This window comes from Larkinella bovis (genome assembly GCF_042655385.1).
GTDB classification, from domain to species: Bacteria; Bacteroidota; Bacteroidia; order Cytophagales; family Spirosomataceae; genus Larkinella; species Larkinella bovis.
Genome location: NZ_JBHSMA010000003.1, coordinates 59,400 through 81,856, shown reverse-complemented (window position 1 = coordinate 81,856; position 22,457 = coordinate 59,400). Strand labels below are relative to the sequence as shown.

The following is a 22,457-nucleotide window of genomic DNA, read 5'->3' as shown; positions in this document are numbered from 1 at the left end:
AAAAAACGGGGCACTCAGCTGCCCCGTTTTTTTAATTCGCCGTTGACGACGAGGGTGCCGAACTGCTACGCCAGGTGTTGTTGCGCGGATTAATATCCGGCAGTTGTTCATCCGGGTCGACAGTCACCGACCGGATCGGGGCTGAACTCGGGTGTTTGAAACTCCAGGTGCCGCCCCGCTGCCAGATCTCGACCGGCAGATTGACCCGCGTTTTTTTACCGCCAACCTCTTCTACTTCGACGATCACCGGCATAGCCCATTTCTCCAGGTTTTCGATGGTAATCACCGACCCTTTCTGCGGGTCCTGCTCGACGTACCGCACCTCTTTCACCGCCTGATCCAGTTTCCAGGTTTCGAAGAAATAACCGCGCCAGAACCAGCCCAAATCTTCCCCGGCGGCATTCTCGATGGTCCGGAAAAAGTCGTAGGGTGTCGGGTGTTTGAACGCCCAGCGCTGTACGTAGGTTTTAAACGCAAAATCAAACCGCTTCGGGCCAAGCACCACATCGCGCAGCAGTTTCAGCCCCATACCCGGTTTGTAATACCCCATGACCCCCAGATGCAGCGGTTGCAGCACGTCGGGAATGGTCATAATCGGTTCGTCGATGTTGAACAGGGCGGGCGCAATGTCGTGCATCGTTCCCCGCTCCCGGTTATACTCTCCCTTGTTGAAGTTCGCCGTCGAAAGCATGTTGATGAATGTATTGAACCCTTCGTCCATCCAGGCATATTTCCGTTCGTTATTGCCCACAATCATCGGGAACCAGTTGTGTCCAAACTCGTGGTCGGTAACGCCCCAGAGAGCCTCTTTTTTATCGCGCCGGTCGCAGAACACAATACCGGGATATTCCATTCCGCCCACAATACCAGCTACGTTGGTCGCCACCGGATAAGTATATTCGAGCAGATAATTCGAGTAAAATTCAATACACCCTTTCACGTATTCCGTCGAACGGTTCCAGGAGTCGTCGGTGGCGCTTTCAGCCGGATAGGCCGACATGGCCAGCGCCTTTTTGCCGCTCGGCAGATTAATCCGGGCGGCATCCCACACAAACGCTTTGGACGTCGCCCAGGCAACGTCGCGGGCATTCTGGCAACGGAAGCGCCACGTCAGCCGACCGGTTTGCTTCGGGCGGCTTTGCGGTTCGTTCACCTCGTCTTTAGACCGCAGCAAGACGGTTCTGTCGCTGTTGCGGGCCTGCGCCAGGCGTTTTTGCTGTTCCGCCGTCAACAATTCCTGCGGATTCAGCAGTTCGCCGGAACCGACCACGATATGATTCCAGGGCACGTCGATGGCGTACTCAAAATCACCGTAGTCTAGGTAAAACTCACCAGCACCCAGGTACGGCAGCACATTCCAGCCTTCGATATCGTCGAAGACGCACATCCGCGGATACCACTGCGCCATTTCGTAAATCAGGCCGTTGCGGGATTGCGACGTCCCCATCCGATCGGAGCCGTAGGCCGGAATTTTGAACGAATATTCAACTTTCAGTTTTACCACATCGCCCCCCGGTTTTAGCGGTTCGGCCAGGCGGATCTGCATCCGGGTGTCCGTAATCAGGTAATCGGCTTTGGTTTTTCCCTGATCGACCGTCACGGACGTTACGGAAAAACCGCCGGAAAAACCGGTATTTCCGTAGCGCCCCCCGCGCACCGGCGTGGTTTTGGTGGCCCGTGACGTATCGGAAAACGCATTCTGATCCAGTTGCAGCCAGACGAATGGTAAGGTTTCAGGACTATTGTTTTTGTACGTAATCTCGACTTCTCCGCTCAGGACGTTCTGTTGATCGTCCAGCCGAACGTTAATCTTGTAATCGGCCCGGTTTTGCCAGTAACGCGGGCCGGGCGAGCCTCCGCCCGTGCGGTAATCATTCCCCGGCTGCATGTTGAACAGGGGATGAAACAATTCATGGGGATCATATTTCGACGCGGAACCGGATTGCGCCCGGACCTCAGCAATCGTGCAGAACAAGGCAATTAAAAAAAGCAGTTTATTCATGAAATTGGATCTTGGTACACGTTATAAGAACGTTCAAAAACCGGTATTCTACCTGTCAGTCGCTACATTTTAAACCAATCGCGAAAACTGGACGGTCGTTGTCCGGCACAACTGTAGGCAAAAGCCAGCAATCCATTGACCAGAAGTCCAGTGCCAATGCTGGCCACTTTCCCCCAAACACTGGGGGACAGAACCGCGACCACGGCCGTCACCAGCCAGGTGATCACCATCAGGATAACGAGCAGGGTTTTCAGAAGTTTCGCCATTTTACCGGCCCGGTAGCCACGAGACGCTGGCTTGATCCGCCAGCAACTCCGGACGAATCAGCAGGTAGCTTCCGGGTTCGGGCGATTTCATCCGGACAAAACCGCCCGTCTTCGGCTGAAACGTCGCAAACCCACGGTCGTTGGCAAAATACCGCTGCATATCCCGGGTCATCAGGATAAAATTGACGTTCTTTTCGTTCAGGAAACGGCCAAAGTCGGTATTCTCTGGATAGGATTCAACCTGAACCCAGCGCGGTTGCTGCCCGGGGCCGTAGAGAAAAACCCGGTACCACTCCCGCTCCAGGGTCGAAACCGTCCCTTTCAGCGCTAGCGAGCGGATGAAGCGGATGTTATCAGCCACGGGCGTTGGCTGGACTTCCTTTTGTTGCTGCACCGTCTGAAAAACCACCCAGCTCATCATCAGGCTCGCCAAACCGCCCAGCCAAACCGGCGATTGCCTTGGCCGCCATTGGATGTTTTTCAGCAAAAAAGCCGCCATCGTTACCAGTGCAATGGCGTGAAAATAAAGGTAGTGCGTCCGCGGAAATACCAGCACCACCGAGCCCAGCGACGGCAGCAACAAAACCAGAAAGGCCAATTCCCGGCTGGTCAACCGGATTCGCTTCGTACGCAGTTGGCGGAACGTTCCGCGAAGATCAATCAACCCGAACACCACCACCGCCAGCAAACCCGCCAGGATCCACTTCCGGTAGGGCGAATTCAGATTTTTCAGCGGTGTTTCGAAAAACAGACTGCCCAATACCCGGAACTCGGCTTTCGTCGTATTGGCGATATTGGTCCAGAAATGCCGCACGACCAGATCGGGATGCGCCCGGAAAGCGTCGCGCAGGGATTTGACATCCGGGCCAAAAACCTCCTCAATCAATTTAAACTGATCGATGATCGGAATATCGACCGGGCGGTTATGCCAGGTGTTGTAGTTGATGCTGAAGTGCTGCACAAACGCCTGAAAGCTGCGGTTACTGCCCTGATCGTCCTGCGCCAGCGGGTTTCCGAACAAAAACCGCATCAGCACCACCAGCACCACCACGCCCGCCATTTCCGCCAGCGCCCTCGGCCATTTCTCGTTTCGACGCAGTTTTGGCAGCAAAAAGGTACCCACGGCCACCCCCAGCGCAATGAACATCGATACGTAAAACTCGGGCCGGACATACGCGCAAACCAGTGCCGTCACCGCCGTCAGCAGCAGGACCTGCCGGGCCGACCAGTTGCGGGCCTGGATGAGGCCGAGCCCCGCCAGCATCAGGCAAAGCGTAAACGCCGAAATCCGGGGGTCCAGGAGCACGTTCAGCGCCGAAAACTGAAAACAAAGTGCACAAAACAGGCTGACGGCAAAACCCGATTTTCGCAGGTAGAGATACAAAAACAGCAGCCCACCGCTCAGGATGATCAGCAGCCGCCAGTTCAGGTAAAACAGATCGAGCGTATCGGGGGCAAAAACCTGCAAAAACCGCAGCCAGGCCGCATACAGGGAACCCCACTGCGCCAGATACGGATCGGGCGGAAACGTGTAGGTCAGTCCCGACGCGAGATAGGTCATTTCGTCGCCAAAGGCCACATCGTATCGCCACGGCAGGTTGTGGGTCAGGGCCAGCCCGGCCACAACCATCAACCCCGCTCCCACCAGCAATCCGGTCAGTCGATTCATCATGGGGTCGGGGCTAAAGCTTCGTACAGAATTTCGGCCGGGTGCTTGGCTTTGCGCCCGGTGCCGTCTTTAATCTGGTGACGGCAACTCGTTCCGGCTGCGGCAATGATCACGTCGTCGGCCTGTTTGCGGACAGTCGGGAACAGCACCAGTTCGCCAATTTTCATCGAAACCTCGTAATGTTCCGCTTCGTAGCCAAACGAACCGGCCATACCGCAGCAACCCGACGGAATGAGCTGGACGGTGTAATTTTCGGGCAATGACAGCATTTTTTTCGACGGTACCAGCGATGATACCGCTTTTTGCTGGCAGTGACCATGCAGCTTGACCAGCCGTTTTTCAGTCGTAAAAGCGGTTTTTGAAATAGCGCCTTTGTCGATCTCGCGGGCGATGAACTCTTCGAACGTCAGGGCACTTTCGGCAATCCGCCGGGCATCGGGCAGCAAGGATTCATCGACCAGATCGGGGTATTCGTCGCGGAACGCCAGAATCGCCGACGGCTCGATGCCGACCAGGGGCGTTTCGGTCGTAATCAGGTCTTTCAGCAAGCGAACGTTTTTTTCGGCCAGCTTTTTAGCCTGCCGCAGCAGTCCTTTCGACAAGGCCGCCCGTCCGCTCTCGCCATGTTCCGGGATGATGACGTCGTAACCGAGTTTTTTCAGCAGCAAAACCGCCTTTTTCCCCACTTCCACGTCGTTGTAATTCGTAAACTCATCGCAAAAGAGATAGACTTTCGGGTTCTGTTGCGGATTTGACATCCGCAACCCATCTCCTGCGGATTTCAAATCAGCAACAGCCGATCCCTTCTGCCCCAGGCCTTTTGCCCATTTGCGTAGGGTCGTTGCGTGCAGCAACGGCATGGTGCGGTCGGGGTGAAAACCGATAACGCGGTTAGCAACCCGCCGGAGCGATTCGGTACCCAGCACCGCATTATACGCCCAGGGTACCCACGAAGCCAGCCCGGACAGGCTCGAAAAATTGGCAATCAGCCGGCTACGGACCGGAACACCGTTGGCATCCTGGTAATGCTGCAAAAACTCCATTTTCAGCTTGGCCACATCGACGTTCGACGGGCATTCGGCCTTGCAGCCCTTGCAGGCCAGACAGAGGTCATATACCTCCTTGATTTCCTGGTTATCAAACCGGTTTTCCTTCGGCGACAGCGTCAGCATTTCGCGGAGGATGTTGGCCCGCGCCCGCGTGGTTTCTTTCTCGTTGCGGGTTGCCATGTAACTGGGGCACATCGTTCCGCCCGACAGCTCGGTTTTCCGGCAGTCGCCCGAGCCGTTGCATTGCTCGGCGTGTTGCAGTACGTTCTGGTCGTGAAACCGGAAAAACGTCTTGAACTCCGGAGTTTGCTGCCCCGCTTCGTACCGCAGAAACGTATCCATCGGGGGCGTTTCCACGATTTTGCCGGGATTGAAAATATTGTACGGGTCCCAGGTTTGCTTGAGTTCCCGCATCAATTCGTAGTTTTTCGGCCCCACCATCAGCGGAATAAACTCGCCCCGCAGGCGTCCGTCGCCGTGTTCGCCCGACAGCGAGCCGTCGTATTTTTTCACCAGATGGGCAATTTCCTCGGCAATGAGCCGGTATTGCTGGTGGCCTTCCTTCGTTTTCAGGTTGATGATCGGCCGCAGGTGAATCTCGCCCGATCCGGCATGCGCATAGTGCACCGCCGACATGTTATTTTTGGTCAAGACCTGGTTGAAATCCCGGATGTAATCGGGCAAATCATGCACGTCAATGGCCGTATCTTCGATCACCGCAACGGCTTTGGCATCGCCCGGCAGGTTGGCCAGCAGGCCCAGACCGGCTTTCCGAAGCGTCCAGATTTTCTTGGTATCCTCGCCGTACAAAACCGGGAAATGGTAGCCCAGACCAGCCGCCCGCATTTCGGCTTCCATCTCAATGGCTCGTTGCGCAATTTCCTCACGGTTATCCGCGCCCAGCTCCACCACCAGAATTGCCCCCGGATCGCCCTGCACGAAGAAGCGGTTTTTGCGTTGTTCGATGTTGTCTTTCGTACACTCCAGGATGTAATGATCGATCAGTTCGACGGCGCGGGGCTGGTATTTCAGGGCAATCAGGTTGGCCCGCAGCGACTCGTCCACATCGTTGAAATGCACACAAACCAGCCCCAGTTCTGTGGGTGGCAACGGCACAACGTTCAGCTTGATTTCGGTCAGAAAGCAGAGTGTCCCCTCCGACCCCGCAATCAGTTTGCAGAAATTAAAGTCCTCCGTCCCTTCCGTAAACGGGGCGGTTTCCAGCAGTTCGTCCAGGGCATACCCGGTATTGCGCCGTTCGATGCTCCGCTTCGGGAACTGCCGCCGGATTTCGGCCTGGTTGTCTGGATTCGCCAGAATTTCGCTGGTTTTCAGGTAAATTCTATCCAGCAGCGAGGCACTCCCGTTCTTCTGCGCTCCGGCCCTGATCAGTTGGTCAAAGTCTTTGGTTTCGACCCGGCCAAATTCGGCTTCGCTGCCATCGGCCAGCAGGGCTTTCACCGACAGGGTGTGTTCCCGCGTTGATCGGTAAACCACCGAGTTGGAACCACAGGAGTTGTTCCCGACCATCCCGCCGATCATGGCCCGGTTAGCGGTCGAGGTTTCCGGCCCAAAATACAAACCGTACGGTTTCAGGAACAGATTCAGTTCGTCGCGGACCACGCCCGGCTGAACGCGGACCCAACGCTCCTGTTCGTTCACCTCCAGAATTTTGGTAAAATATTTGGAGACATCGACGACAATGCCGTTCCCAACTACCTGCCCCGCCAGCGACGTTCCGGCCGTCCGCGGAATGAGCGACGTACGGTTTTCCCGGGCAAACGCAATTAACTTTTTGAGATCACCGAGCGATTTCGGAATCGCAACGGCAAGGGGCATTTCACGGTAAGCCGACGCGTCGGTTGCGTACAAAGTGCGTTGGACATGATCGGTGTAAAATTCACCGTCTAACTGCGTAGAAAACTGTTGTAGTGTCTCCTGACTGACCATAATAGTCTTGATCCAAGACAGAACTTAGGTGGGTTCTGCAAAAAAATACGGGTTTCTGACCTTAAAGGTACAAATTTTTCCAGTAAGCCGTCTTCCAGCCCGATAAAGAGCCGCCCTATAGGCCGTATTTAAATAATCCAATTCCGCTCGGCGATATATAACAGGAACAAGTTTACTGTTTTCCCTTTACCGGTCATAAGTATTAATAGATCTAACAAATTGGGTTACAACTAGTCTGACAGCCTGGAATGCGGTTTTCTGGCCTAAACATTCATACAATAAATTTCGTTATACCTCCATTGTATTATACAGATTATTTATTGTAATTTGCCCCAACAGGTCAGAATTATGTACCATAAAATCCCAGTAGGTTTCTAACCCATCTGGCATTTTGGGCAGGAAAAGGTCAAAGGAAGATTCCTAACACCCTGATTGACTGTCGGTTCATAAAAGGTGTTTTTAAGATTTTGGATGCCTTACCACTGATTTGCTCGTACGTGTTTACTTCACCTATTCTATTTTGTTAACCTATGATGGATCTTTCTATCAGATTTAATCATGGACGTAAGGACAAAAAAGGCTTGTGGAAAGCCTTCCGGGTCTCGTTTACGTTCATTTTTTGTCTGGGCCTTAACCAGGCATTTGCTCAGGAGCGCACCGTAACCGGTACGGTGACGTCTGCCGAAGAAAAGGTGGGGCTGCCGGGTGTAACGGTCCAGTTGAAAGGGACCACCCGCGGAACCAACACCGATGCTGACGGTAAATATTCCCTCAGCAATGTTCCCGACAACGCTACGTTGGTTTTTAGTTTTATCGGTCTGCAAAACCAGGAGATTGCCGTTGGCAATCGGACGGTTGTGGATGCGGTTCTGACCTCCGACACCAAATCCCTGGAAGAAGTGGTGGTGGTTGGGTACGGAACGGCCAAACGCAAGGACCTGACCGGTTCGGTGCAGCAGGTGACCGCCAAGGAATTTAATCCCGGGATTGTGCCCAACCCGTTACAGGCTATTCAGGGTAAGGTGGCCGGTCTGGTCATCACACTGCCCTCCGGCGACCCAAACCAGGCCCCGACCGTTCGGTTGCGCGGGTATACGTCGCTGGCCGGTGGCAGTGATCCGCTGTATGTGGTCGATGGCGTAATCGGCGTTCCCATTCAGACGGTTTCGCCGACGGACATCGAATCCATGGACGTCCTGAAAGACGCTTCGGCAGCCGCCATCTATGGTTCGCGGGCCGCCAATGGGGTCATTATCGTGACAACCCGACGCGGGAAATCAGGCCGGGCCACGGTGACGTTCAACAACTACGTCGGGATTGAAACGATTTCAAAACGGCTGGATTTACTGGATGCGCAGGGGTATCGCGATGCAGTGACAACCCTCAAAGGAGCCAGCGCCCTGACTGCCGACAGAATCCGGTTTCCGAACGGAAACTACGATACCGACTGGGTCAAGGAAGTTACCCGCACCGGTTTTACGACCAACCACGACCTGGCGATTTCGGGCGGTTCGCCCACCTTCAGTTACCGGGGATCGCTCAACTACATTGGCCGCGAAGGGATCATCAAAAATACCGGTTTCGACCGCTTGACCGGCCGGATCAACCTGGATCAGAAGGCCCTGGATAACCGCCTGAACATCCAGTATAACCTGGTGGTGACCAATACCAACTCCAAACTGAACGACGACGGCATCATTGCCCGGGCCGTAACCTTCCTGCCGACGCTGCCGGTGGTAGACCCCACCGGAGCGAATAACGTCGGCGGTTATTACGAAGTGGGCGGGAGCTTTGACCTGTTTAACCCGGTGGCGATGATCGAACGGCAGAAATTCGATCAGCAGAAACGCCTGTTGATCGGGGGTATTAACTTACGCTACGAAATCATCGACGGGCTGACGCTGGGCGTCAACGGTGCGTTCCAGAATGAGAACACCGACGAAAGCCGCTTCCGCGACCGCAGTATCAAGGCTTTCCAGTCGACGAACGGCGAATCGTACCGGAAGATGGACCAGAACAACAACAAGCTGCTGGAACTAACCGCGACGTACAGCAAACCCTTTGGGCAAAACAACAGCAACTTCTCCATTCTGGGGGGGTATTCGTACCAGAACATCGTCTATGACGGGTTTCAGGCCCGGAACACCCAATTCCTGACCAGTATTGTTTCGTACGATAACCTGGGGCTGGGAGCCGGTACGCTGTTGAGCCCGGCGTCTAACTACGCGACCTCGTACCGCAACGCCACGACACTGGCTTCCTTCTTTGGCCGGGCCACGGTGAACATGAACGACAAATACAACGTGACCGCCACACTCCGTCGCGACGGTAGCTCGAAGTTCGGAGCCAACAACAAATGGGGTCTTTTCCCGTCCGTCGGTGCGGGCTGGACGCTGACCAACGAAGATTTCTTCCCGAAATCAACGACGCTAAACTATTTGAAACTGCGGCTGGGCTGGGGACAAACCGGGAACTCCGAAGGTCTGAAACCGTACCAATCCCTGCAATTGTACGGTCAGAAAGGCACGTACTACGACGGCAGCGTGGGCGACTTCCTGCCGGGCTACGGGATTACCCAGAACTCCAACCCGAACCTGAAATGGGAAGTGCTGACCACCACCAACGTCGGCCTGGACTTCCAGTTGCTGAACGGGCGGTTCTCGGGTACGCTGGAGTATTACAACAAAACCACCAAAGACATGCTGTACCGCTACTCGGTACCGGCCGACGGGGTGAAATACTTCACGAACTTCATCTGGGCCAACGTCGGAACCATGCGCAACCGGGGGGTCGAACTGTCGTTCGGGGGGGATATTATCCAGGGTGATGCGTTCACCTGGACCTCGCGCATCGTCGGAGCCTACAACAAAAACACGATCGTTAACCTGAAAAGCGACGAATTTGATTCGGGCCTGATCCGTTTCAACGCCTTCGGGGGGCGCGGTCTGTCGGATGTATTTGCTTCCTATCTGTGGCCGGGTCGTCCGCTGGGCGAGTTCAACAACGTTCCGACCTTCGTCAGCTACACGGCCGACGGCAAGGTGCTGCTAAAACCGGGTTCGGGCGATCAACCGACCACGGACGTGAGCAAGGCCGATGCCGCCGCCGGAATTGCCGCCCAGAATCCGGTCAGCCAGGGTAATCCGCAACCGTTCCTGACCGGTTCGTTCATCAACAATTTTGCCTACAAAGGCTTCGACCTGAGCTTCCAGCTACGCGGTTCGTTCGGCAACAAAATTCTGAACAACCTGCGCTCCAACCTGATGATTCCGGGTTCGATCCTGGAAACCAACATGTTGAAAGGCGTGGCAGACCTGCCGAAAGATTACGGCACGAACGTACTGTCAACCTACTGGCTGGAAAACGGAACCTATGTCCGGCTGGATAACTGGCAAATCGGTTACAACATCCGAACGACCAGCAAATACCTGTCGGCCGCCCGGATTTATATTGGTGGTAACAACCTGTTCACGCTGACGAAATACAAAGGCGTCGATCCGGAACTTCAGGTGAAAGCCGATCTGCAAAACGAAAGCCAGGCCCCGAACAATATCGGGATGGACTTCAGCAATATTTATCCGAAAACGCGTTCGTTCCAATTGGGGGTTAACCTGACGTTCTGATCGCAGTCATCAACTCATTATCAACTACCATGATGTTTCATTCCAACATAAAAGTTCTGGGAGGTTGTCTGGTTCTGCTGCTGGCGGGACAAGCCTGTACGGACCTGGACGAAAAGACCTACGACGTTATTCCGACCGACCAGTTTGGCCAAACGGCTCAGCAACAGGCCGCTTTGATTGGTCCGTTATACAGCGGTCTGGGCGATTATTACGGCAACCATGCCGGGCTGAACGCCGTGACGGATGAGCAGATCGTCCCGACGCGCGGGGGTGACTGGAAAGACGGCGACAACTGGAAACGGCTGTACATGCATACCTGGGACCCCACCACTGACAACGGCCAGTTCAATGGTCCCTGGACCTGGTGTTATAACAACATTACGTCCATCAACCAGCAGTTAGGTTCCATAACGGACGACGCCCTGAAAGCCGAGTTGCGGGCGCTGCGGGCGTTCTTCCACTACAAGGCGATGGACTTCTTCGGGAATGTGATTATCGCCGATCAGGTCGGTGCCACCACGCCCGACCAGAAAACCCGCACGGAAGTGTTCAACTGGATCGAGAAAGAATTGCTGGAGGTCTATCCGAAGCTGAGCGAAACCGTAGGCGGTGCCTATTATGGCCGGTTTAACAAACCGGTGGTCGATATGCTTCTGGCGAAGATGTACCTCAACGCTCAGGTGTATACCGGCACTCCGCAATGGGCAAAAGCGGTGGAACGCTGCGACAACATCATCAAGTCGGCCAAGTTCTCACTGACCGCCGATCAGATGGATAACTTTAAGGTTCAGAACCAGAACTCACCGGAAATCATTCTGGCGACGCCATTCGATAACTCGAAAAAAGGCGGTTTTAATATCCAGATGGCCACGCTGCACTACAAACACCAGCTGACCTACAACCTGCCCGCTTCGCCCTGGAACGGTTACGCCACGGTAGTCGAGTTCTACAACTCGTTCTCCAACCAGGATTTGCGGAAGAAAATGTGGATCGTGGGCCAGCAATACGACGCCAGCGGCAAACCACTGGACGACGACGGTGTTCCGATGGTCATCAATCCCGAAATTCCGGCCTTTGAAATGCCAGCTGGTCCGGCAGGTCGTCTGGCCGGGGCCCGCAGCCAGAAATACGAAATCCAACGTAACAACACCACCAACGACCAGAGCAACGACTTTGTCGTGTTCCGCCTGGGCGATGTGTACCTGATGCGGGGCGAAGCCAATTTCCGGCTCGGAAAAGTGGCCGATGCGCTGCCGGACTTCAACATCATCCGTCGTCGGGCGGGCGTTCCGGAGTATACGGCCGCTCAACTGACCCTGGACGAAATTCTGGCCGAACGCGGTCGCGAGCTGGCCTGGGAATACCACCGCCGTCAGGACCTGATCCGGTTTGGGCAATTTACCAAGGCGTGGCGCTTTAAACCGGCTTCGGAAAAATACCGGGAGTTATTCCCCATTCCGAAAGACCAGATTTCGCTGAACCCCAAACTGAAACAAAATCCGGGGTATAACTGATCAACGTCTGTTTTCCTGAAAAAGCCCGGAGATCCGGGCTTTTTCAGTTGTTACCAATCAGGGGTCAAAAAGATAGTCCCGTTTGGGCAAAACCGCCCTGAAAAATAATTTATTAAGTATCTTTAAAACTTGATTTTTTCAGTCCGCCACCGTTCATGCGTTATTGGATTCTATTGGTTTTGTTGCTTGCGCAGATGGGTTGTCAGTCCCCGAATGGCCCCTCCGAAGAAACGCTGTTTGAGAAGTTGTCACCGGAAACAACCCGGCTGAACTTTACCAACTCGGTCGTCGATGACAAGGATTTCAACATTTTCAATTACCGGAATTTCTATAACGGCGGGGGCGTCGCCATCGGCGATGTCAATAACGACGGTTTACCGGACGTATTTCTGATCGCCAACATGGGCGATAACAAATTATACCTTAACCAGGGAAATCTGCAGTTCGAAGACGTAACGGCCCAAACCGGCGTGGCCGGAAAACGGGCCTGGAGCACCGGCGCGACCTTTGCCGATGTCAACGGCGACGGCCGGCTGGATTTGTACGTCTGCAACGCCGGTATCCGTCCGGGCGATGATCGGAAAAACGAGCTGTTTATCAACAATGGCGTCGGGAAAGACGGAAGGCTGACTTTTACCGAACGAGCCAAAGAATACGGGTTGGATGATCAGGGTTATTCGACCCACGCGGCTTTTTTCGACTACGATCGCGACGGCGACCTCGACATGTACCTGCTCAACAACAGTTTTCTGCCCGTCGGCAAACTCGGTTACGCCAACCTCCGCTCCGAACGGGATCCACTCGGTGGCCACAAGCTGTTTCGGAATATGATGGTGGAAGAAAGGAAGAAGGCCGAAAAGGAAGCCGGAACGCCCCTTTCCCCGTTCAAAGACGTCAGCGAACAGGCCGGGATTTACGGCAGCCTGATTGGTTTTGGGCTAGGCATTACGATTGGCGACGTTAACAACGACAACTGGCTCGACATTTACATTTCCAACGATTTTTACGAACGGGATTATCTGTACCTGAACAACCATGACGGCACGTTCCGGGAATCGGTCAAAGAGGCCATGCCGCACCTGAGTCTGTCATCGATGGGTGCCGACGTGGCCGATGTTAACAACGACGGCCGGCTGGATATTTTCGTGACGGACATGCTACCCGGCAACGATGTACGACTCAAAAAAACCGGTGCGTTTGAGAATTACGACTTGCAGGAAATCAAACTGGCGCGGGATTTTCATTACCAGTACATGCAGAACATGCTGCATCTGAATCAGGGTGCTGAACCCGGTTCCGGGAAAACGACGATTCCGCTGTTCAGTGACGTAGCCCGGTTTTCGGGGGTTCATGCGACGGACTGGAGTTGGGGCGCCTTGATTTTCGACATGGACAACGACGGCCAGAAGGATATTTTTGTCGCCAACGGAATCGCCAAAGACGTGACCGATCAGGATTTTATTCACTTCCTGGCCGACCGCGAAAACATGGCCCAGATTGCCCGTCAGCGTGAATTCAACTTCAAGGAATTTCTCGACAAAGCGCCTTCCGAACCGATTCCGAATTATGCGTTCCGGAACGATGGCAAGCTAAAATTTTCGAATCAGGCCGCAGCCTGGGGCCTGGGCGAACCCAATTTCTCGAACGGAGCGGCTTACGGCGATCTCGACAACGACGGCGACCTGGATCTGGTCGTAAACAATGTTAACTCGCCGGTATCGGTTTTCAGAAACCGATCGGTGGAGAAAAACAAGACGAATTACCTGCGCGTCAGGCTGGTTGGTGACGCGCAAAACCGCAACGCCATCGGAACCCGGGTTTTTCTGTACCAGAAAGGGCAAATGCAGGTGTTGCAGCAAATGCCAAACCGCGGGTTTCAGTCGTCGGTCGATCTGAACCTGTTGTTCGGACTGGGCGCGAATCCCCGGATCGATTCGCTGACGGTGATCTGGCCCGACGACCGCCAGCAAACGCTGCGCCAGCCCAACGCGAATCAACTGCTGACGCTCCATCAAGCGAACGCCACCGGTTTCTGGAAACCCGAAAAACCGCTAACAAAACCGCTTTTCAAGGATATTACGGCCATTTCTGGCTTGAATTACCGGCACGAAGAAAGCCCGTTTGTGGATTACAACCGCGATCCGCTCCTGAAACAGATGCTCTCGACCGGCGGCCCCGCCCTGGCGACCGGCGATGTCAATGGCGACGGCCTGGATGATGTCTTTTTCGGGGGCGCTTTTGGGAAACCGCACCGGCTTTTTGTGCAGCAGTCCGGTGGAAAATTCATGGAGAAAACACCCCCGGTTTTTCGGCAGGATGTCACCTACGAAGCCGTCGATGCGGTTTTCTTCGATGCCGATGGTGACCGCGACCTGGATTTATACGTCGTGTCGGGCAGCAACGAATTTGAAGCCGAAGCCGACGAACTACTCGACCGTCTGTACCTCAACGACGGCAAGGGCGGTTTTACGCGCGACGAACGACTGCCGAACCTGAAAGCCAGTGGTTCCTGTGTGGCCGCTGCCGACTTCGACCGCGATGGCGACATGGATATTTTTGTCGGCACACGCCTGATTCCGGGGCAATACGGTTTTAATCCGGGTAGTTACCTGCTGACGAACGACGGTACCGGAAATTTTAAAAATTACACAAAACGATACCTGCCCGAGGTGGAGCAGTTGGGCATGGTGACCGATGCCAGTTGGGCCGATCTGAACGGCGACGGTTTTCCCGAACTGATTGTGGTCGGCGACTGGATGCCGGTGACGGTTTTTCAGAACCAGCGCGGGCGGTTGGTGAATCCGCAAACCGTTAAACTGCCGAATTCGGCCACGCCCACTGCCGGTTGGTGGAACTGCATCAAACCGGGCGATGTGGACGGCGACGGCGACCTGGATCTGGTTGTTGGGAACCTGGGATTGAATTCCCGGATCAAGGCAACCGCCAAAACACCGGCGGAACTCTACACGGCAGACTTCGACCAAAATGGCAGTCTGGAACAAATCATCAACTGCGCCGACGAAACCGGCACCTTGTATCCGATGGTCCTGAAGCAGGATTTGCAGAAGGAAATGCCGGTAATCAAGAAAAAATACATCAAGTTCACGGATTATGCGGGCAAGAAACTAAACGAGATTCTGGACGAGAAGCAGTTGCAAAGCGCCGTTGTGCAACGGGCCTATACGGGCGAATCAGCGGTGTTACTCAACAACGGCAAAGGTGAACTAACGTTTCAGCCGTTACCGGAAGAAGCCCAGTTTTCGCCCATTTGCGGCATCGAAATCACCGACGTCAACGGTGACCGGAAACCGGATCTGGTTCTGACCGGCAACTTCTACGACGTGCTGCCCGAAATTGGGCGGTACGATGCCAGTTACGGGCTGGTGCTGCTCGGCAAAGGGCCGGGCACTTGGGAGCCGCTCAACCCGACCGCATCCGGTTTCATCGTTCGCGGCCAGGTTCGGCATCTGGCACAGCTGAAACAGGGCCAGTTTGTGGCCGTAAAAAACAACGATCAAGTGCAGGTTCTTGAACGGGATTTCCACGGATTAAAGGATTAGCCGGGATATAGCCAGTGATGCGGAGCCATCCTGGTTAATTCCGCGGAACCTCGGTTCAGATTAATGATTATGAAACGATTCAGCCTCTTTTTTATAACCGTAACGTTGCTGGCTTTGGGTTGTAAAAACCTAAACGCTCCGTCCGAAAAACCGCTTTTCCAGTCGCTGGATTCGACCCGGACGGGCATCGGTTTTGTCAACCGCGTGCAGAATACCGACAAATTCAACATCATCGACTACCTGTATTTCTACAACGGCGCGGGCGTGGCCGCCGGGGATATCAACAACGATGGCCTGACCGATCTGTACTTTGTTTCGAATCAGGGCAAAAACCGGCTGTATCTCAACAAAGGCGGGATGACGTTCGAAGACATCACGCCCAAAGCCGGGGTTGAGGGATTTTCGGACTGGCAGACAGGCGTCACAATGGCCGACGTCAACGGCGACGGCTGGCTGGACATTTACGTGTGCGCTGTCGGCAACTTCAAGGGACTTGAAGGCTCGAACGAACTGTATATCAATAACCAAGATGGCACTTTTACCGAAAAAGCCGCTGACTACGGATTGGATTTTACCGGTTTTTCAACCCAGGCGGCTTTCTTCGACTACGACCACGACGGCGATCTGGATATGTACTTATTGAATCATGCCGTTCACACCTCCCGGTCTTACGACCGCGTGACCGCCCGTCACCTCCGCCAGAATGAATCGGGCGATTATCTGTATCGGAACATGATGGTGGAACGAGGAAGCGGAGGAAGTTCGCCTTCTCCGCTTTTCGTCAACGTCAGCGAGCAGGCCGGGATTTTTGGGGCGGCTATGGGCTACGGGCTGGGCATTTCGGTGGCCGATCTGAACAACGATGGCTGGGAGGACATTTACGTCTCCAACGATTTTCATGAGGATGATTATTACTATATAAACAACGGCAAGGGCGGTTTTACGGAAAGCGTTCGGACGGCATTTGCGCATGTCAGCCGGTTTTCGATGGGCAACGATGTGGCCGATGTCAACAACGACGGTTTTCCGGATGTGGTGACACTCGATATGTATCCCGAAGACGAAACCGTCGAAAAAATGTCGCTGGGCGAAGATCCGCTGGATATCTACCTCTACAAACTGAGTTTCGGCTACATGAACCAGTACAGCCGAAACTGTCTGCAAATCAGCCAGTCGGGCAAGAAATTCATGGAAGTGGGTGCGCTGGCGGGGATAGCTGCCACCGACTGGAGCTGGGCACCGCTGCTGGCCGATTACGATAACGACGGCATCAAGGACCTGTTCATTTCGAATGGGATTGTCCGGCGGCCCAACGACCTCGATTACGTCAAATACGCGTCCGACGACTCGCTGCGGTATGCCATCGAAACCTCTAAATCATTGGACGAGAAAGCCATTGCGACGATGCCTGAAGGGAAGGTGCACAACTACCTGTATAAAGGCTCTCCCGAGCTGAAATTTGCGGACAAATCAGTGGTCTGGGGTTTCGAAAAACCGACTTTTTCGAGTGGGGCGGTGTACGCCGATCTGGACAACGACGGGGATCTGGATCTGGTGACCAACGACATCAACGACCCGGCGGGTTTATACCAGAATCGGGCCAACGACCTGTTCCCGAACCATCACTGGCTGAAAATCCGGCTTCAGGGCAATAGCGGGAATGCATTTGGCGTGGGAACCAAAGTGGTTTTAAAAACCAAATCCGGTCTGCAACTCCAGCAACTGATGCCGACGCGCGGGTTTCAGTCGTCGGTCGAGCCGGTTCTGACGTTCGGACTAGGCGAGCTTTCCGCCGTCGATTCGCTGATCGTGATCTGGCCGAACCAGAAGATGGAAATCCAGATGGCAGTTAAGGCCAATCAGACGCTGGTTTTGAAGCAAACGGCCGCCCAGCAGGAGGTGGAAAATTTTCGGTTTACCGCGCCCGAACCGACCCCACTGCTACAGGACGTGACCAGCCAGCACCCCATCGCGTACCAGCATCAGGAAAATACCTATTTTGATTTTGTCCGCGAGTCGCTGATGCCGTTCAAGGTGTCGATGGAAGGCCCCAAACTGGCGGTCGGCGATGTCAACGGCGACGGGCGGGATGATTTTTACGCGGCAGGTGCCAAATGGCAAGCCGGTAGTTTGCAGATTCAGCAGCCCGACGGGCGGTTTCGGGCCAGTTACCAGCCGGTTTTTCAGACGGATTCGACCTACGAGGATGTCGATGCGGTTTTCTTCGATGCCGATGGCGACAAGGACCTGGACCTGTACGTGGTGTCGGGCGGCAACGAGTTTTTTGAAAAAATGCCCGAACAGGTCGACCGGCTGTACCTGAACGACGGAAAAGGCAACTTCAGCCGCTCGAACGGCCTGCCGCCGATGTACGATAACAAAAGCTGCGTTCGTCCGGTAGACTTCGATGGCGACGGCGACCTGGACCTGTTCGTTGGCGGTCGCGTGGTGGCGTTTGCGTACGGAAAAGTTCCGAATTCGTACTTGCTGATCAACGACGGCAAGGGCCGGTTTACGGATAAAACCGACCAGCTGGCACCGGAATTGCGAAAAGTGGGTATGGTAACGGACGCCATCTGGATGGATTACGACCAGGACAAAGACCTTGATCTGGTCGTCGCCGGCGACTGGATGCCGATTCGGGTCTTTGCCAAGCAAAACGGTAAGCTGGAAGCGGTCAAACGGATTACCGACGAAAATGCCCTCCTGAACGGTTTCTGGCAATGCCTGACAGCCGCCGACTTCGACGGCGACGGCGACCTGGATCTGGTGGCCGGCAATCTCGGACTGAATACCAAATTCATCAAACAAGTCGATCCGCGGTTGAAGATGTGGGTGAAAGATTTTGACAAAAATGGCAGCGTCGATCAGGTATTAGCCTATCAACGCGACGAAAAAAACTGGTATCCGGTCAATTTCAAAGATGAGTTGGGTAAACAGATGCCGGGCATCATCAACAAACGGTTTACAAATTATACGTCGTTTGCCGGAAAACCGATCGAACAGGTATTTGAAGACGATGAGCTGAAAGACGCCGACGAATACGAAGTCAACCAGTTCGCATCGGTGTATCTGGAAAACCGGGGCGACGGGCGGTTTTCGGTGCATCCACTGCCGATGCTGGCGCAGGTTTCCAAACTCTTTGCCCTTCGGACCGACGATATCGATAACGATGGTTTTCCGGACGTATTGGCGGGCGGCAATTTTTACGGCGTCAGCACCTATCAGGGCCGTTACGATGCGAATTACGGCCTGGTTCTCAAAAACCGGGGAAAATCGGCGAGCCATTCGAATCAATTTTCGGCTCTTTCGCCGTTTGCCAGCGGTTTTTTGCTGGAGGGCGAAGTCCGTGATCTCAAACCGATTCGGGTGGCCAATACCCCGCTCTGGCTGGTCGCCCGCAATGATACAACAATGCAGGTATTTCGGAGGAAGTAAGGTTTTGAATGAACGGACCCAATCCCTTCAGAACGCATCCTTCACACCGCAACTTTCTTTGAATGACGGAAATCATAAGACAGTTGATCAGGTATGCTTTTTTTAAGGTAAATTTGTAATCCTCTTGTACCACCACTTTTGACCAGGATTGCTCATGAAGAATCCAATCGCATGGGTTATGGTGCTAGGCGGTTTCTGGATTTTTGCCAGCTGCCAGCCCAAAGCCACCCCCGAAGAATACAACGCCAAAGCGGCTGAGCCCGAGCGTTACCACCAGTGTGTCAAGCAATTGACCGATGTGATCATTCACGATATTTTCTCCCCCCCGGTAGCCAGCCGGATTTACGGGTATGCCAACCTGGCCGGCTACGAAGCGATGCTCCCGGGCCAGCCGGAATACGAATCGTTGGCGGGAAAACTTCGGAATTTTACAGCCCCGCCAAAACCCGAACCCGGCCAGGAGTATTGTTTCCCACTTGCCAGTACCCGGGCCTTTCTGACTGTAGGCCGAAACCTGACGTTTTCGGGCGATATGTTCGACAGTTTTGAAAAGAAGTTTTACGAAGAATACCGGACGATTGGCATTCCTGAGGAGGTGATCGAGCGCTCAATGGCCTACGGCGAAGCGGTTGGCAAGCACATCATGGAATTTGCCGGAAAGGACCATTACAAGCAAACGCGCGGTTTCAAACATACGGTAACGAATGCCGAAGGGACCTGGGTGCCCACGCCCCCGGCGTATATGGAAGCCGCCGAGCCCAAATGGATGCAAATCCGGTGCTGGGTGATGGACACCTGCTCGCAATTTGCTCCCCCCAAACCGGTTCCTTTCGACATGACCAAAGGCAGTCCATTCTACAAACTGGTCGATGAGGTCTACCAACTGGGCATTCACCAGACGGAAGAGCAGCGCAAAATTGCGTTTTTCTGGGATGATAACGCCTTCGTAATGAACGTGGCGGGTCACGTTTCGTACGCTTCCAAAAAAATGACGCCCGGCGGTCACTGGCTGGCCATTGCGGCTACGATTGCCCGGCAGCAAAAAGCAGATTTTGCCAAAAGTGTACAGGCTTACGCCCTAACCTCTTTCGCGTTGTCGGACGGTTTTATCAGCTGCTGGGACGAAAAATACCGCAGTAACCGGGTTCGGCCCGAAACCGTTATTAACAAATACATCGACCCGAAATGGACCCCCTTTCTGCAAACACCCCCTTTCCCCGAATACACCAGCGGTCATAGCGTGATTTCGGCGGCAGCGGCTGAAGTATTGACGATTCTCTATGGCGATAGCGTTGCCTTTACCGATTCTACCGAACATCCGTATGGTCACGGGGTCCGTTCATTCAAGTCCTTTCGGGATGCCGCTCTGGAAGTCGCCAACAGCCGATTATACGGTGGAATCCATTTTCGGGATGCCAATGAAACCGGCACCATTCAGGGCCGGAAAGTGGGTGAACTCGTCGTTGAAAGGCTGACCCGGAAGCAGCTGACCGCCAACCAATGAGCAGGGAGAACCGGCCACCCCAACGAATTGACCGGATTCCGTCATAAGTTGCATCGCTCCTCCGTGCCATCACTGCCTGATCCTCTATGCTGACCGTCCGAAATTTCCGTAAAGCGTACCAAAACCGGCTGGTGCTGGCTATCCCCGAATTGCAATTTCCGACGGGCATTCATTGGATCAAAGGCCGGAACGGTTCGGGCAAAACCACCTTTTTTCGCTCCGTAGCCGGTTTACTGCCGTTTGATGGCCAGTTGGTTTTGAATAGTCGGTATGACCTTAAAACGCATCCTGTCGAATACCGGCTCCGGGTTAATTATGGCGAAGCCGAACCCCGTTATCCGGCCTTTCTGACGGCCTGGGAATTGATTCGCTGGGTCGGTACGACCAAACAGGCCCCCGCCCAGCAGGTTGACGAACTCATTGACGTATTCGGTATCCGGGAGTTCATTAAAACGCCGGTCGGCACCTATTCGAGCGGAATGCTCAAAAAGACCTCGCTTGTGCTGGCGTTTCTGGGAAAACCGCAGCTGATCCTGCTCGACGAACCCCTGATTACACTCGATCACGCAACGACCAACGTCGTCATCGACCGCATCCGGCAGCAACGCCAGGAGGGGGTGAGTTTTCTGCTGTCAACGCATCAGGATGTCGACCCGACCGAACTCCCGATCGATTCGGCCTGGATAGTGCAACATCAAACGCTGGAGCCCTTCCCACAACCGGTTTAATGATGACGGCCTTGTGGACCTTACCGGAAAAGCTGGTAGTTCGGCAATTTTACCTGCAAAATACGGGGCTATTCATCGTGGTTTTGATGCTGGGTTTTGGGTTTCTGAGTTCCAACGAACACATTGCCCTGGCCACCTATGCCGTACACGACGGGTTTTTCCTGGCCGGTTACCTGACGCTCTGGCTGCTCTATACGGTTTATGTCGTCCGGTTTAGCTGGCAACTGTTTCAGACTTCCGACCTATTGCAACTGTTCCGGCTGGTGCCGCCGGTTAAGCGCACGACAATCCTCTACCTACTTCATTTTCAACTGCTCATGCCGGTCATTGCGTATGCCGGTTTCATGCTATGGGTCGGCAGCAAGCAAGGCACGCTGGCGGCAAACGTCGTGGTTACGCTGGTGGCTGTTTTGCTCACGCTAATGCCGCTGCCCTTTGTCGAACGCGCTTTGCGGCATCCCAACCCCGAACGGTTTAGCGGGAATCTGAGCGCCTGGCTCCGGCAGCGGCTCACTACGCCGTACGTTTTTTTCTTCATCCGCTACCTGTTTCGCGAACAACCGGCCACGCTATTGCTGGCCAAAACCGGCTCGTGTTTGCTCACCATGGGCGTACTGGCTCTCTACCCGACCGACGATTACGACATTCGATTACTGTTACTCGGCATGTTGCTGGCAGGAGCTTTTCACGCAGGCATCATCTTTGAGTTGTACCAGTTTGAAGCGACACAATTACTTCTGCTGCGTAATTTACCCGTTTCGCTCGTAAAACGCGTACTGGCCTATGGCGGGATACTGGCTACCTTGCTTAGTCCTGAAGCGGTTTTGCTTCTTTATAATTGCCCGGCCGATGTAGCGGTTTGGGCGACCGTTGGCGTCTGGTTCTTCGGCCTCAGCCTGTTGCTCCTCCAGTATGCCTTTCTCCTATCCCGGCACTACGATCGTGACCGTTTCATGGGGCGTTTGTTCTGGCCCATGATCGCTTATTTCCTACTGATTATGTACCGATTGCCGGTTTGGAGCCTGATGCTTGGCGGTGGAATCGTAGCCTTCGGTCTGTTTTTCCGCAATTATTACCGCTCCACCTGGGAAACGGAAGACGTACCTACGAACTAAAAGAGTGTCTCCGTTAAGGCTGGAAATTGGTAACCAGCG

General features: G+C 54.3%; 11 protein-coding genes. 7 read left to right on the top strand and 4 right to left on the bottom strand.

Annotated features, from left to right (window positions below; translation table 11 throughout):
• Positions 1-31: 31 nt before the first annotated feature.
• The 4 genes from ACFPMF_RS11540 to ACFPMF_RS11525 all read right to left on the bottom strand — a co-directional run bounded on the left by ACFPMF_RS11540 (position 32) and on the right by ACFPMF_RS11525 (position 6,936).
• Entirely contained in the window at positions 32-1,888 is a 1,857-nt protein-coding gene (locus ACFPMF_RS11540) for a M1 family metallopeptidase (protein WP_379845877.1), read from the bottom strand.
• A 176-nt stretch (positions 1,889-2,064) separates the two neighbouring features.
• Positions 2,065-2,268, bottom strand: coding sequence for a hypothetical protein (locus tag ACFPMF_RS11535; RefSeq protein WP_379844740.1), 204 nt, complete (start codon positions 2,266-2,268; stop codon positions 2,065-2,067).
• Position 2,269: 1 nt separating this feature from the next.
• Entirely contained in the window at positions 2,270-3,940 is a 1,671-nt protein-coding gene (locus tag ACFPMF_RS11530; RefSeq protein ID WP_379844738.1) for a hypothetical protein, read from the bottom strand.
• Complete coding sequence (locus ACFPMF_RS11525; protein ID WP_379844736.1) at positions 3,937-6,936, bottom strand: FAD-binding and (Fe-S)-binding domain-containing protein; 3,000 nt, start codon at positions 6,934-6,936, stop codon at positions 3,937-3,939. The genes ACFPMF_RS11530 and ACFPMF_RS11525 overlap by 4 nt, the downstream gene beginning before the upstream one ends.
• A 530-nt stretch (positions 6,937-7,466) precedes the next feature.
• On the opposite strand from ACFPMF_RS11525, the gene ACFPMF_RS11520 reads away from it, so the two are divergent.
• The 7 genes from ACFPMF_RS11520 (at position 7,467) to ACFPMF_RS11490 (ending at position 22,418) form a co-directional block, all read left to right on the top strand.
• Positions 7,467-10,559, top strand: coding sequence for a SusC/RagA family TonB-linked outer membrane protein (locus ACFPMF_RS11520; protein ID WP_379844734.1), 3,093 nt, complete (start codon positions 7,467-7,469; stop codon positions 10,557-10,559).
• 29 nt (positions 10,560-10,588) lie between these two features.
• A complete protein-coding gene (locus ACFPMF_RS11515; RefSeq protein WP_379844732.1) occupies positions 10,589-12,073 on the top strand; it encodes a RagB/SusD family nutrient uptake outer membrane protein in 1,485 nt (494 codons plus the stop codon).
• A gap of 155 nt (positions 12,074-12,228) precedes the next feature.
• Positions 12,229-15,633, top strand: a complete 3,405-nt coding sequence (locus ACFPMF_RS11510; protein ID WP_379844730.1) for a VCBS repeat-containing protein — start codon at positions 12,229-12,231, stop codon at positions 15,631-15,633.
• Positions 15,634-15,702: 69 nt separating this feature from the next.
• The gene (locus ACFPMF_RS11505) at positions 15,703-19,071 is read left to right on the top strand and encodes a VCBS repeat-containing protein (protein WP_379844728.1); all 3,369 of its coding nucleotides are present in this window, start codon (positions 15,703-15,705) and stop codon (positions 19,069-19,071) included.
• A gap of 154 nt (positions 19,072-19,225) precedes the next feature.
• Positions 19,226-20,575, top strand: coding sequence for a vanadium-dependent haloperoxidase (locus ACFPMF_RS11500; RefSeq protein WP_379844726.1), 1,350 nt, complete (start codon positions 19,226-19,228; stop codon positions 20,573-20,575).
• A gap of 86 nt (positions 20,576-20,661) precedes the next feature.
• On the top strand, positions 20,662-21,303 hold the full coding sequence (locus tag ACFPMF_RS11495; protein WP_379844724.1) for an ABC transporter ATP-binding protein: 642 nt from the start codon (positions 20,662-20,664) through the stop codon (positions 21,301-21,303).
• On the top strand, positions 21,303-22,418 hold the full coding sequence (locus ACFPMF_RS11490; RefSeq protein WP_379844721.1) for a hypothetical protein: 1,116 nt from the start codon (positions 21,303-21,305) through the stop codon (positions 22,416-22,418). The genes ACFPMF_RS11495 and ACFPMF_RS11490 overlap by 1 nt, the downstream gene beginning before the upstream one ends.
• The last annotated feature ends 39 nt before the right edge of the window (positions 22,419-22,457 follow it).

What these genes read in the sequence shown, in the direction of transcription:
- ACFPMF_RS11540 (WP_379845877.1), bottom strand. Translation starts at nt 1,888, where the DNA reads ATGCAGCCGGGGAATGATTACCGCACGGGCGGAGGCTCGCCCGGCCCG.
- ACFPMF_RS11535 (WP_379844740.1), bottom strand. Translation starts at nt 2,268, where the DNA reads ATGGCGAAACTTCTGAAAACCCTGCTCGTTATCCTGATGGTGATCACC.
- ACFPMF_RS11530 (WP_379844738.1), bottom strand. Translation starts at nt 3,940, where the DNA reads ATGATGAATCGACTGACCGGATTGCTGGTGGGAGCGGGGTTGATGGTT.
- ACFPMF_RS11525 (WP_379844736.1), bottom strand. Translation starts at nt 6,936, where the DNA reads ATGGTCAGTCAGGAGACACTACAACAGTTTTCTACGCAGTTAGACGGT.
- ACFPMF_RS11520 (WP_379844734.1), top strand. Translation starts at nt 7,467, where the DNA reads ATGATGGATCTTTCTATCAGATTTAATCATGGACGTAAGGACAAAAAA.
- ACFPMF_RS11515 (WP_379844732.1), top strand. Translation starts at nt 10,589, where the DNA reads ATGATGTTTCATTCCAACATAAAAGTTCTGGGAGGTTGTCTGGTTCTG.
- ACFPMF_RS11510 (WP_379844730.1), top strand. Translation starts at nt 12,229, where the DNA reads ATGCGTTATTGGATTCTATTGGTTTTGTTGCTTGCGCAGATGGGTTGT.
- ACFPMF_RS11505 (WP_379844728.1), top strand. Translation starts at nt 15,703, where the DNA reads ATGAAACGATTCAGCCTCTTTTTTATAACCGTAACGTTGCTGGCTTTG.
- ACFPMF_RS11500 (WP_379844726.1), top strand. Translation starts at nt 19,226, where the DNA reads ATGAAGAATCCAATCGCATGGGTTATGGTGCTAGGCGGTTTCTGGATT.
- ACFPMF_RS11495 (WP_379844724.1), top strand. Translation starts at nt 20,662, where the DNA reads ATGCTGACCGTCCGAAATTTCCGTAAAGCGTACCAAAACCGGCTGGTG.
- ACFPMF_RS11490 (WP_379844721.1), top strand. Translation starts at nt 21,303, where the DNA reads ATGATGACGGCCTTGTGGACCTTACCGGAAAAGCTGGTAGTTCGGCAA.